Below are 11693 nucleotides of genomic sequence, written 5' to 3' on the forward strand. Positions count from 1 at the left end.
TTACTAGCGAAGTCCTATTACTCGTTCAATTCCCCATTTCCCCCCAGCTTTTACGGCGACTGGTGAAAAAATCCCCATGCAAAGCACTGGAATGGAAGTTAGCAAGCTGGCTATTGCCGCACTCATTCCAAGATCTGCACTCATATTACCAAGTAACGGAGCGATTGAATTAATCGCTGGACGTAAATTCAGTGATGCGATAAATAAAGCTATAATTAACAATACATTTTTTTTCATGTTATATTTCCCCTTTGTTTTTTTGTTCCCCCTTTAAATTGCTTCAGACTTTACAAAACCAATAAAAGCCTCCACTTTACTATCTAAGAAACTAAGTGTCCCTTCATCCACCAATTGCCCTGTGTGTTCATTAAACTTCTTATTTGCAAAACCAATCAGTACCTCATTTCCTCCTGGAGGAAGTATCTTTGCCTGAACACCGGGAGCTGCTAGAATTTCACGTAAATGCATTTGAGCACGAACAGTTCCGAGCATTCCAAGAGTCACACCAAGAGCCATGACTGGTTTACCAATGAATACCTTCTCCACCCTAGAAGCCCAATCTAGAGCGTTCTTTAATACACCAGGAATCGACCAATTGTATTCTGGCGTAATGATGATAACACCATCTGCACTTGCGATTAACTCTTTAAATTCTTTTACTGCCTGCGGTGGATTGTTTTCCTCATCTTGGTCATAATGAGGCAGGGAACGGATGTCTGCTATTTCGATGTCAAATTTATCCTGGTAACGTTCTTGCATCGTTTTTGCAAGGTGCATGTTATAAGATTCTTTCCTTAAACTTCCTACGATTGTCACAATTTTCATGATTGATTACCTCCAATAATATTTGTTAATCATTTTTGTCATTTTGATTGTCAGTACCTTTACTGACCATCATTTGCGTTTTTCTTTGAAGATGGGCTTCTCCCCATTCATGCATCATTTCTAGGATGGTTTGAAGTGATTTTCCGTATTCTGTCATGGAATATTCCACTTTTGGCGGAACTTGAGGATACACTACCCTTTCGACAATGCCTTCTTGTTCAAGATCTCTTAGATGAGAAGTTAACATTTTCTGGGTAACACCAGGCATCACATGTTGCAGTTCGCTAAATCGCATTGTTCCATAATGATTCAAATTTAGCATGATAGCAATTTTCCATTTCCCAATAATCATTTCCATCGTGGTTGCTACTCTGCAATGATCGGGTTTATTGTCCATTGTTTTACCTCCATAAACGAGTAATTATCAACGCTTGGGATGTTACTTTTAGATTATTTTTTGTCTTAATACTTCCATTAGTCCAGGAAAGTCCCGTTTCTATAATCAGCAAAGGCTTGAAGAATTTCCTTTTCTGTATTCATCACAAATGGACCTCTTGCTGCAACAGGTTCGCCAATCGGTTCTCCTGCATAAAGCATTACATGCATGTCTTCTTCAGTTTTTATTTTAATATCACTTATTTCAGCATGATTACCTGAACCAAGCCACAATACCTCACCAGCTTTACCAGATGTATGCTCGGAGCCAAAAGTGCCTGAACCTTTTAGAACATATAAGAATCCATTATAGGAGCCTCGGATTTCTGGGGTAATTTCACTTCCTGCTACCATTTTGAATTCAACCATCGTAACTGGTGTTATATTCATTGTTGGTGCAGTTAAACCATTTACTGAACCTGAGAATACCTTAGTAGACACACCATTTTCCACTTTGTGTGGCATGTAGTCTTTTCGAAGATCTTGATAACGAGCTGCCGTCATTTTTTGTTTTGCTGGAATGTTGACCCAAAGTTGAAGCAGGTTAACCAGTTCTCCAGGAGCAGCATCTTCAACGTGCTCAACGCCTTTGGCAGCTGTCATCCATTGTGCATCCCCAGGGTGAAGAACGCCTGTCCCATGTTTGCTATCATAATGATTTAGGTTACCATCAATCATATACGTTACAGTTTCTATTCCACGGTGAGGGTGGACTCCAAAGACACCGCTTCGCATGTGATCATGTGCCATTAACAAAAAGGGGTCATGTTTTTCCCAGTGTCCTGGTTCGATTACCCAAGCCATTGTATGAATTTCACTATTCCGTTGGAATTCAGGAGTGTATTTATGACTAATTGTTCTATTGTAAACATGGCTATTCATCATTGATTCCTCCTTTTAACTTGTTTGCGTCGATACAATGTAGTGTTCTCTACGGAACCTATTATCTAACCTAACCGTCAGAATGTTAAGTAGGCACCTTAATGTGGGGTAGTTCCTTTGAAGAAACTATGGATTACAGAGCCATTTTTATCTGAAAAAAATTTAAATTTATTATTGGAAGTAGGGTAGCAATTAGAGATGTTCACAAAAAAAGCAATCCTTCTTAATCAAGAATCGTCAGCAATCAAATTATGAACAGAAGCCTGACTTTGAATATTCCCTTTTTATTTCCTTCTTCCACTAAACTGCTCCGTTAGTGGAACAAGAAAAAAGAGCTGCCTCGATGACAGCTCCGTTCTTCAAGTCAAGCACCCGTTACTTTAAGTGTAATAATTCACAATCTTCTTCTTAATGAAACAAAACAAGGCAGTGCATTGTTTAATTTCGCTACCCATTCATTTAAAAAGCTATGGATTTTACAATTGCTTCTGTAACTGTTGAAGAAATAGAAATATATCATTAGCTTCTATAATTGAACAACTTAAATTCATAACAATTCTATCATTAATTATAAGTTCCTTATTCTCATTGTTGTATACAAAACTAATTTGCTTAAAAACGTGCCAAGGAAAATATATCGATAAGAACTCCTTAGAAAAGAAAACCCCTTTTTCAGTAATTGTGATTCCATTTGTTCCTATGCCCATATAGGTATTAACATAAGCAATTAATTTTTCATCTTCACCTAAGTTATTTTTCTTCATTAGAGAAATTCTTGTTTTATCAGAAAGAGAGTCTGAAGTTCTTATATCTACGTTTAACATTGTACACAACAAGCAGTCCTCATTACCTTTAAACGTACTACATATACGAAGCACATTTTCAATATTTATTGAAAAATCACTTATACTACTTGTATTTAAAGTTAAGAAATCTTGATGTTCAATGTAATTTCGCTTGATTTCTTCAAGCAGTTTTACTAAATCGTTTGAAGGGTATGAAGTCCCTGCTATCATTAAAACTTTCTCATTATTTAGATATAGTTCATCTTTTTCAATTTTGAAATGGTCTATTTTCTTTAAAAACTCCCAAGAAAATCTACCTTTCCCTTTTCCTTTCCCTTGCCCAAACAATTTCCAATAGACACCCTTCTCTGTAAAGCAGAGTCCAGTTTTAAATCCACAATGTAAAAATGCAATTATAGATTCTTCAATGGGTATCTCATACTTTTTGTTTATGTAATTTAACATTTTTTCAGGGATATATTTATAATAAAATCCCTCATCTTGGTAATATGCAAATATATCGTAAATATCCATCTTTGTATTCTGCAACTAATCAATCCCACCTTTTTCCATTTTATATTTATACGCTTTGAAATGGAAAAAAGTTTCAAACACATCTGAGTAATTTTTTCATAAGCTAACCTGTCCCGTTAGCACAACAAGACAAAGAGTCGCAGCTACGACTCTTTGTTAAATTCACTCAAGCACCAGTTAGTCATAATGAACGAAACGGCTCCCATCGCTTAACGTAGGTTGCACTTGGTCATAATGTTACTACCCAAAATAAAAACCAAGTGTAGAGCTACACACGAAAAGGAGCCGAATATTATGAAGGATGTACAAAAATTTGTAGGTTTAGACGTATCTAAAGATATAATTGCTGTTGCGATTGCTGATCCTGGTCGTGGTGAACCTAGATTTCATGGAACTATTCAAAATAAACCCGAAGACATTCGCAAACTAATGAAAAAGTTGGGGAATCCTGACAACCTATTAGTATGTTATGAAGCAGGGTCTACTGGATATGGAATTTACCGATTACTTCTTTCAATGGATATTGAATGTATGGTTGTGGCACCCTCTCTTATCCCAAAGCGATCTGGCGATCGTGTAAAAACAGATAAAAGAGATTCTATTAGATTAGCTCAGCTACTTCGTGCTGGAGAGCTTACTTCTGTATGGGTTCCAGATGAGGATCATGAAGCATTGAGAGACTGAATTCGTGCACGTCATGATGCTCGTGAGGATTTACAAAGTTCTCGTCAGAGACTTATTCACTTCTTACTTCGCCATGAAATACGTCCTCCGCAAGGAGTACGAAATTGGTCTGTAAAACATCGTGAATGGTTAAAACGATTAACTTTTGAAAGAGCTTCTCATCGTATTGTTTTTCAAGAATATCTCCATGCAATTTATGAAGTTGAAGATCGTATGAAACGTATCGAAGCACAGATTCATGAAGAAGCCCTTCAAAGTGAACATGCTCCCGTCATACAAGCACTTCAAACCTTAAGAGGAGTTGCTGAAGTTACGGCAGTTACATTAGTTGCGGAAATCGGACAATTTTCAAGGTTTTCAAGTCCTAGACAATTAATGTCCTATGCTGGTCTTGTTCCGAAGGAATATTCAAGTGGGTCTAGCCGTTGGCAAGGTTCGATTACCAAAACTGGAAACTCCCAAATTCGTCGTTCCATAGTAGAAGTTTGTTGGTCTTATCGTCACCGACCATCTCTTAAAGGTGAATTGCTTAAACGTCAAGAAAACCAAGATCCAGAGGCAAAACGAATTGCTTGGAAGGCTCAACACCGTCTTCATAAGAAATATCATCGCATCTCCGCTAAAGGAAAAGGTGGAAAAGTAGCTGTTGTTGCTGTCGCTAGAGAATTACTTGGCTTTATTTGGGCTATCGCTTGTTCTATTGAGGATAAACTAGTAAGTGATTCGAATGCTGCTTAAGTAGATTGAAAGTAAGACATATATGAAATTTTTTATTAAGTAATAACTTTGTAATTGAAAATTAAAGATTTGGCTCGAAGGCAAACCCCTGGGAAGGAGAACCCTCATGTTCAACTATGCACTAGGTCCAAGGACTGAACGTGCGCCGTTAGTCAGAGGCAGCTCCGTGACGGATGGAGTGAAATGTGGTACCCAACCCACGCATATCAGTTTGTATACTACCGTCAGCGTTTTTGCCTTCGTGCCAAGTTTTTAAGGTTATCCTTGTTCAACTTTTAGAATTGTATCCATTTCAGATTTAGCTTATCAAGGGAAAGTGCGCCCTTGACAAGCTAAATCCGAAAGGATATTTGGTCTATAAGTTAAACAAGGAATAACTCTATTCATACTGAATAAAACACCATTTTAAAACATTTTGGTGTGGTGGGTTGACAGTTTCGTTCATATCAGTTGAGCAAGAAAAAGGATCGCCGCAGCAACCCCCTTGTTCAAGCACCCATTAGTGAAAGAAGAACATTTCAACATCGTCTCAGGGTTTAAAATACAAATTTGTCATTTTTCCCGATAAGCTGAACAATGTTCATCGGAAATACGGTAATTTTCCCTGCCTGTTAAAGCTGCTACTTCCACTAATTTATGACCGAGACTGTCCCATACCGCAACTGCATTCAAGGATACCCATTCAAGATTTCCACGTGCAAGTCGAAAGGAATAATAATCATTATCTGTTGTTACCAAGACTTCTTTATAAGTAATCTGCTTGTTTTTTCGGTTTTGAATCACCAAAACAAAGTCTAGTTTTTCTTCTTCTTTGGGTATCTGGATAATCCGTGCTACAAACATTCCATTAGGGTTCTTCTTTGTTTTATAAATTTTTTCTGCTTCTATTTTTAGTTCTGGTCTGCCCTTCATAATCTCTCCCTCCATACTTATATTTTATCCGATGATTTATACAAATTCCCAGCCAGTAATGATAATCCACTGTTCAACTAAACTGCTTCGTTAGTGCAATAAGAAAGCCGCCAGAAATGACGGCTGGATTTTCAACTCTTGCACCCGTTGAAGAAGAACATGTGTATTTCACTATCTATTTGTGAAAAGTATTACTCCTCTTCAGCTCCAAAGTCAATCATCACTCCAATAACCTCTTTAGAAATGTTATATTTTACTTTCACCTCGTACTCACCGTCACCATAACCAGACATTGAAACCGCACCACCTGGAACGACTCCCCCTTGTGCATCTGAAGCAACAATATCACAACATGCAACATAATATTTTAATCCATCTTCATCTATCTCTATATCATAAACATTTTTCACTTCATATTGGATAGATTCATCTCTACCGAATACTGCAAGATCAAAGATTCCAGCTTGTGCAGAATCAACTGCAATTGTTTTATCGCAATCATGCCATTTTCCACTTGGTTTCTTTTCTCCATGAAATACAATTAAACTTTCCACCACTTCTTCATCAGTGTAAGTGATGGATGCCTTCCAATTCCCCTTTTTTACATTTGAAAGTATAATTTGCAGATCTTCTTCATCCACCTGATAACATGGATCAGTAACAATTAACTTTCCACTATCAACTGTAAAAGTACCAACTGTTAAAGGCTTATTAGTATTCACTTTCGGCACATACCAATCAATAAACTGGCTTAAAGTTGATGCCTTACAATCGCTTATTCCAGTTTTTTCATTCCAAAGAAAGATTAGTTCCTGCATAAATCTTTTTCTTATACGATAGCAAAGTTTATCACCATTGATATTTTCACCAATGCAAATCATATCACTCGGTACATTTTTCGGTCTGTTCTCACGATTTTGTTTTACAATATCAATTGTTAATGCTGATCGTTCTTTCATTTGAATAGGGAACAAAGTCCAATCACCAAATTTAGCTCCATTCGTTTCTAAAAAGATTTCTTTGTACTCCTCTGGAAAAGTAGCACCAAGTGCTTTTTCTGCTTTTTTCAATTCAAGCAACGATACACCAGCCACTTTGGAACTCGGATTAATCATGTTTATTACTTTCTTCATTTCTTCCTCCATGAAACTTTCGGATAATTAACTATGAGGGTTTTCGATATTTATTATTAAAAACCCTCTATATATTCAATAAATTTTTGTCATTTCTGCTTCGTTACTTCAATAAAAAAGCCACCAAAAATGGCAGCTTGATCTTCAACTCTTGCACCCGTTACTTTAAGTGCACTATTTCACAATTTTTTTGTGAGATTAGAAAAAGGCAAACTACATCTTGAAGTATCACACCAGTTAAGCTATAAATGTATCCCGATAATAATCGGAATTACTGAACCACCCGCATCGAACCATGTTGAAGTTTCTTTGTAAAAAACCTCCACAAATACTGTTTTTATCAAAACTACACCTTGTTTCTCATCAGTAAAATCTTTTGATTTAAGAGGTTTCTAATTTTTTACATATTTTTCACCTCTGAGAAAACAATAAAAACAATGTACAAGTTCGTTTATTGGAGGATAAATCTTGGAGACAAATAACCCCATTCGATTAACTGCTCCAGAAATGGCAAGCCTTTGGACTCAATACATTTTTGATACCATGTCCATTTGTTTTTTTCGTTATGCACTGGAGCATATTGAAGATCACGATGTCAAATCAATCTACCAAACTGCCCTTGGATTATCCCAAAAGCATGTCCAAAAAATTACAGAATTCATGGTAAATGAAAATTATCCTATCCCACATGGGTTTACAGAAAAAGATGACGTAAACATTCAAGCACCTCGCCTTTTTCAAGACCCGTTCTACCTAAATTATATTTATATCATGACTTTGCAAGGGATGACTGGATATTCTTTGTCTGTTGGTACTTCGATTCGTTCTGATTTACGGAAGTATTACATAACCTGTATGTCCGAAACGATGGAGCTTTTTGATCAATCCATTGATTTAATGCTTTCTAAAGGACTTTTTGTACGACCTCCTGTTATTTCACCACCCGAATCAATCGATTTTGTAAAGCACCAAAGCTTTTTAACGGGATGGTTGGGAGATCGTCGTCCTCTGAATGCTATCGAAATAGGAGATATTACTTTCAACATGCTAAAAATGCATTTACATGCTGCTTTAAAAGTAGGATTCATACAAGTAGCCCAATCCAAAGAGATTCGTCAATATTTCATGAGGGGACTTGACATTGCCAATAAACACATAAAAATATTTGAATCGGTATTTAAGGAAGATAAATTAAATTCTCCTGTTTCTTGGCAATCGATGATCACGAGCTCTACTTCTATGACCTTTTCGGATAAATATATGATGTACCAAATTCTATTGTCTACACAATTATCCCTTTCATTTTATGGTTCTGCTTTGAGTGTCAATTCAAGAAGAGATTTAGGTGCTCATTACATACGACTAATTTTAGAACTCTTACAATTTGCAGAAGACGGAGCAAACCTAATGATAAAAAATGGATGGTTAGAGCAGCCTCCAACAGCAAGTGACCGTGACTCGCACGCCAACAGGAAGGAAAAATAAATAATATGTAAAAACTGGACGCTAGGAACGATTCCTAGCTTTTTCATTTGCTGCACTTCATAGGGCAAAGAAAACAAAATTCCATCTCCCTTGTTACACTAAACTGCCCAGTTACTTGAAGTAGGAAAAAACGATCCTTCGTTATTGAAGAATCGCACCCGTTAGTTGAAGAACAATCTTTTATAAAAGTATATTTTAATTCCGCAAATTACAGCCAATCCTACAAATGTTAATATAATAAAAACAGGAGAAACAACAATCCCGAACGCTACTTCATTTTGAAGTGTATTCACATTATCCCATTCACTTGGAATATTAGGTTTATATAAGCTTGTTTTTATATACCCTACTAAAAATACAGTTATAAAATAAGCTAAATGAATTATTATTGACCAAATAATTGCTTGAAAAATTATCTTTATTTTAACTCCCCTCCTATATCAAATTTTACCATAATAACCCACAATTGTAATTAAACTAACCTGCCTCGTTAGCTGAAGAAGGAAAAATTCAGCTGCAGGCATTCCTTACTTTACATGTTCTGTCCCTACGCCCTTGATTGTCACGTCTTTTCCTTGTATATCTATGGGATTTTTGGACTGTATATGTATCTAATGGCTCCAAGTGCTTATCTTGGGCATAATACAGTTTATATACATTAGAGGTGGGATATTATGAGGCTAAGAAATGGAGATTTTTATACTAATGTTTTTACCAATAAGTTATATAGGCTAAATGAAGACGGCGATAGCAACTGGTACTTGAGTTTGCGTGATGAACAAGGTTATCATGAAACAGAAAAGACCTCAGGGCGTGATATGATTAGATTGGTAGAAGGTGGGTATAAAAAAAGCAAATAAAAAAAGCTACCCATTTCTGTCAGGGTACCTATAATCAGATGCTTTTAGTGGAAAGTCGGTAAAACTTGACAATATAAGATATTCCAAGGAAAAAGTCCACTTATGTCGAATATAACAACTAAAGGGGATGACCCAATGAATAAAGTTGAGTTATTAAAAAGATTATTAAATGGTAGCCGAGGTAATATGTTTTCATTAGAGATTCCTACTACAAAAGAAGATGAAAAAAAGATTCAAGAATTGGTTAGAGTATTAGAAACAGAACAAAGAATAAAATTAAGAGAATATGTACAGAGAGAATACTCAGTTTATTTACATGGAATAATTAAGTATGCATCCGAATAATCGGATGCTTATTTTTATTTGATAATTAGTAGAATTTTTGATTGATTATGTGATACACTTTGATTACCATTTGATTTACTTGTTTACATGTTCCCCATTCATTCGTGAGTGGGGTTTCTTGTTTTTAACGTAAATAAAAAACAGACTCTAAAATAGAGCCTGTCTATATCCAACATTATTATTTATTATTAAGCTTTACGAACGTTAGTAGCTTGGGGACCACGTTGACCTTGCTCTACTTCAAAAGTAACTGCTTGACCTTCGTCTAAAGATTTGAAACCTTCGCTTTGGATTGCTGAGAAGTGAACGAATACATCGTCTCCAGCTTCGCGTTCGATAAATCCGAAACCTTTTTCTGCGTTAAACCATTTTACTTTACCTTGTTCCATTTTGTTTCCTCCTGCTGTGTGCTTTGCACACAATGTGTTACTATCCTTGCACTCAGTGATCATCAAGACGAAAAGTTAATCTTATACTATCCTTTACACCGACCAAAAATAATTCTTCTAAAGTTTAACATTTTTTAAAAGTATTTGCAAGACGACATAAACGCAACCATATTTGCCACTCCTGAATTTTCACAATTAGTTTGGATTCTTATGTTGTTATTATTCAAGTAAAGCACCCAGTTCAATAAGGTCTTCATCTAATTTGATTTTCAAAAATAGCTAATTTCTTAAATTTCTTATCATAACTTTGTCGTTGAAGAAGATTATTTAACCAGAAATTTGCTACCTCTATATCCTTATTTTTAACAAACGTTTCAATAGCCTTTTTTAAATTACTGCTATAAAAAAATTTCTCGTCTTTCGCTAATTCAAGTCCTTGTTGATAACAATTTGAGGCTTTACCGTAATCCTTCATTTTAGAATAAAGTTCCCCTAAATAAAAATAACCACTTGATATTTCTTTTATGTTGAAACGTTGGTTTTTTACGGCGGATTCCATTGTTTGAATGGCTTTTTTTCTTAAAAATAAATCTTCATAAATGACTGCTCTATAAACATAATCATCATTGGATTGCTTATTTTCCCCTCTTCCATAATGCCAGCTTTCAACCATTTACGAAGTAATTTTAAAACTCTTCGGTCGCTTATACGTTGCTCCACTAGTTTCATCAGCTTATCTTGGTTGATGTTATCAAAATACCCTTGGATATCGACGTCTACTACCCAAAAACATTTCTTACTTGCCTTACGAATCTTCGCCATGGCTTGATGAGCATTACGCTTAGGGCGAAAGCCAAATGAGCAATCCTGAAAGTCTGCCTCAAAGATAGGTTCAATAATCATTTTGGTTGCCATTTGTACTACTCGGTCTTTTATAGTTGGAATTCCTAATGGACGTTTCCTTCCGTCGTCTTTTGGTATGTAGGTTCTTAGGACCGGATGTGGATGATATCTATTTTCCTTTAACTCTAGGTAGAGTTCGTTCAAGAATTTCTTCTCCCCATACTCCTCGACGATACTTTCAATCGATTGTCCATCTACACCTCCACTACCTTTCTTTCGTTTCACACGTTGCCATGCTTCCCATAGGATGTCAGGACGATAGATTTTATCATATAAAGCATGAAACTTGCGACCAGTGTTTTCCTTGGCACAAAGATATAACGTCTTCCAGAGTTCTTGAGCTTTTGCATTATTGGTGTAGTTAGCCATTTTCTTGGCATTCACTGACTCTTACCCCCTTCCAACATATGAACGAAGTAGGGTTCCTTTCCTAGACAAAGTTATGTTGTCCTTGTCATCATTGGTGTAGAGTCGAAGGAGGTCGGCAAAAGCCTTCCTCCGTCCGCTCAATCAAACGGATCGTACAGTTTTCCCGTAATCCGCTTTCCTTTATGTCATCCTTTAGATGCAACTTTAGATTCTAAATCTGGAATTAATGAAATAAGGTTTACAAGTTTGTAATCCGAATAGAGTTTGGATTCGTGAAGTTTCTTCCAACCCATGTTTCGCCATCTTTTAAATCGATGGCTCCATATTCTTCTTACAATCCAGCGTTGGAGTTTATTGAAGAGTTTTTTAACGTGAGCTTTACGATAGTAGTTACCCCATCCTCTGATAACAGGA

The 11693-nt window shown here is 36.1% G+C and carries 15 protein-coding genes and 1 pseudogene; 5 read left to right on the forward strand and 11 right to left on the reverse strand.

Going from position 1 to position 11693, the window contains the following annotated elements; all coding sequences use genetic code 11:
* Positions 1–3 precede the first annotated feature (3 nt).
* From BR30_RS37785 to BR30_RS0111715, 5 genes are all read right to left on the reverse strand, one after another.
* A complete protein-coding gene (locus BR30_RS37785) occupies positions 4–237 on the reverse strand; it encodes a hypothetical protein (RefSeq protein ID WP_231507683.1) in 234 nt (77 codons plus the stop codon).
* 33 nt (positions 238–270) lie between these two features.
* Positions 271–825 carry an NADPH-dependent FMN reductase gene (locus BR30_RS0111700; protein WP_026565185.1) on the reverse strand — a complete coding sequence of 185 codons (555 nt, stop codon included), beginning with the start codon at positions 823–825 and terminating at the stop codon, positions 271–273.
* 25 nt (positions 826–850) lie between these two features.
* Positions 851–1222, reverse strand: coding sequence for a winged helix-turn-helix transcriptional regulator (locus BR30_RS0111705; RefSeq protein WP_026565186.1), 372 nt, complete (start codon positions 1220–1222; stop codon positions 851–853).
* Between the two features lie 77 nt (positions 1223–1299).
* Positions 1300–2142 carry a pirin family protein gene (locus BR30_RS0111710; protein WP_051633576.1) on the reverse strand — a complete coding sequence of 281 codons (843 nt, stop codon included), beginning with the start codon at positions 2140–2142 and terminating at the stop codon, positions 1300–1302.
* Between the two features lie 476 nt (positions 2143–2618).
* Positions 2619–3476 carry a hypothetical protein gene (locus BR30_RS0111715; protein ID WP_026565188.1) on the reverse strand — a complete coding sequence of 286 codons (858 nt, stop codon included), beginning with the start codon at positions 3474–3476 and terminating at the stop codon, positions 2619–2621.
* Positions 3477–3755: 279 nt separating this feature from the next.
* Between BR30_RS0111715 and BR30_RS37305 the strand changes: the two genes are divergently transcribed.
* Together BR30_RS37305 and BR30_RS33230 are read left to right on the forward strand one after the other, a co-directional pair.
* The gene (locus BR30_RS37305) at positions 3756–4145 is read left to right on the forward strand and encodes an IS110 family transposase (RefSeq protein ID WP_197032322.1); all 390 of its coding nucleotides are present in this window, start codon (positions 3756–3758) and stop codon (positions 4143–4145) included.
* Positions 4146–4199: 54 nt separating this feature from the next.
* Complete coding sequence (locus BR30_RS33230; RefSeq protein ID WP_231507685.1) at positions 4200–4883, forward strand: IS110 family RNA-guided transposase; 684 nt, start codon at positions 4200–4202, stop codon at positions 4881–4883.
* Between the two features lie 552 nt (positions 4884–5435).
* Here the strand turns inward: BR30_RS33230 and BR30_RS0111725 are convergent.
* Together BR30_RS0111725 and BR30_RS0111730 are read right to left on the reverse strand one after the other, a co-directional pair.
* Positions 5436–5795: a hypothetical protein gene (locus tag BR30_RS0111725; RefSeq protein ID WP_026565189.1), complete on the reverse strand. Its 360-nt coding sequence runs from the start codon at positions 5793–5795 to the stop codon at positions 5436–5438.
* A 191-nt stretch (positions 5796–5986) separates the two neighbouring features.
* Positions 5987–6928 (reverse strand): SMI1/KNR4 family protein, encoded by a 942-nt coding sequence (locus BR30_RS0111730; RefSeq protein WP_026565190.1) that lies wholly within the window; start codon positions 6926–6928, stop codon positions 5987–5989.
* A 468-nt stretch (positions 6929–7396) separates the two neighbouring features.
* Here BR30_RS0111730 and BR30_RS0111735 point away from each other — a divergent pair, with 468 nt between their 5' ends.
* From BR30_RS0111735 to BR30_RS0111745, 3 genes are all read left to right on the forward strand, one after another.
* The gene (locus BR30_RS0111735; protein WP_035445421.1) at positions 7397–8413 is read left to right on the forward strand and encodes a DUF3231 family protein; all 1017 of its coding nucleotides are present in this window, start codon (positions 7397–7399) and stop codon (positions 8411–8413) included.
* Positions 8414–9087: 674 nt separating this feature from the next.
* Entirely contained in the window at positions 9088–9273 is a 186-nt protein-coding gene (locus BR30_RS0111740) for a hypothetical protein (protein ID WP_026565192.1), read from the forward strand.
* A 135-nt stretch (positions 9274–9408) separates the two neighbouring features.
* Complete coding sequence (locus BR30_RS0111745; RefSeq protein ID WP_026565193.1) at positions 9409–9618, forward strand: hypothetical protein; 210 nt, start codon at positions 9409–9411, stop codon at positions 9616–9618.
* 188 nt (positions 9619–9806) lie between these two features.
* Here the strand turns inward: BR30_RS0111745 and BR30_RS0111750 are convergent, their stop codons facing one another.
* From BR30_RS0111750 to BR30_RS35850, 4 genes and pseudogenes are all read right to left on the reverse strand, one after another.
* Positions 9807–10007, reverse strand: a complete 201-nt coding sequence (locus tag BR30_RS0111750; RefSeq protein ID WP_007083691.1) for a cold-shock protein — start codon at positions 10005–10007, stop codon at positions 9807–9809.
* Positions 10008–10260: 253 nt separating this feature from the next.
* Positions 10261–10680, reverse strand: coding sequence for a tetratricopeptide repeat protein (locus BR30_RS35845; protein ID WP_081825423.1), 420 nt, complete (start codon positions 10678–10680; stop codon positions 10261–10263).
* Positions 10647–11294, reverse strand: a pseudogene (locus BR30_RS33240) (reverse transcriptase domain-containing protein); the annotation flags it as partial. The gene BR30_RS35845 and the pseudogene BR30_RS33240, both read right to left, overlap by 34 nt.
* A 170-nt stretch (positions 11295–11464) precedes the next feature.
* Positions 11465–11686: a group II intron maturase-specific domain-containing protein gene (locus BR30_RS35850; RefSeq protein ID WP_081825394.1), complete on the reverse strand. Its 222-nt coding sequence runs from the start codon at positions 11684–11686 to the stop codon at positions 11465–11467.
* Positions 11687–11693: the final 7 nt, after the last annotated feature.

This window comes from Bacillus sp. UNC41MFS5 (assembly GCF_000686805.1).

Excerpts from the sequence above, each read along its gene's own strand:
- BR30_RS37785 (WP_231507683.1), bottom strand. The coding sequence starts at position 237 with ATGAAAAAAAATGTATTGTTAATTATAGCTTTATTTATCGCATCACTG.
- BR30_RS0111700 (WP_026565185.1), bottom strand. The coding sequence starts at position 825 with ATGAAAATTGTGACAATCGTAGGAAGTTTAAGGAAAGAATCTTATAAC.
- BR30_RS0111705 (WP_026565186.1), bottom strand. The coding sequence starts at position 1,222 with ATGGACAATAAACCCGATCATTGCAGAGTAGCAACCACGATGGAAATG.
- BR30_RS0111730 (WP_026565190.1), bottom strand. The coding sequence starts at position 6,928 with ATGAAGAAAGTAATAAACATGATTAATCCGAGTTCCAAAGTGGCTGGT.
- BR30_RS0111740 (WP_026565192.1), top strand. The coding sequence starts at position 9,088 with ATGAGGCTAAGAAATGGAGATTTTTATACTAATGTTTTTACCAATAAG.
- BR30_RS0111725 (WP_026565189.1), bottom strand. The coding sequence starts at position 5,795 with ATGAAGGGCAGACCAGAACTAAAAATAGAAGCAGAAAAAATTTATAAA.
- BR30_RS0111750 (WP_007083691.1), bottom strand. The coding sequence starts at position 10,007 with ATGGAACAAGGTAAAGTAAAATGGTTTAACGCAGAAAAAGGTTTCGGA.
- BR30_RS35845 (WP_081825423.1), bottom strand. The coding sequence starts at position 10,680 with ATGGTTGAAAGCTGGCATTATGGAAGAGGGGAAAATAAGCAATCCAAT.
- BR30_RS37305 (WP_197032322.1), top strand. The coding sequence starts at position 3,756 with ATGAAGGATGTACAAAAATTTGTAGGTTTAGACGTATCTAAAGATATA.
- BR30_RS0111745 (WP_026565193.1), top strand. The coding sequence starts at position 9,409 with ATGAATAAAGTTGAGTTATTAAAAAGATTATTAAATGGTAGCCGAGGT.
- BR30_RS0111710 (WP_051633576.1), bottom strand. The coding sequence starts at position 2,142 with ATGAATAGCCATGTTTACAATAGAACAATTAGTCATAAATACACTCCT.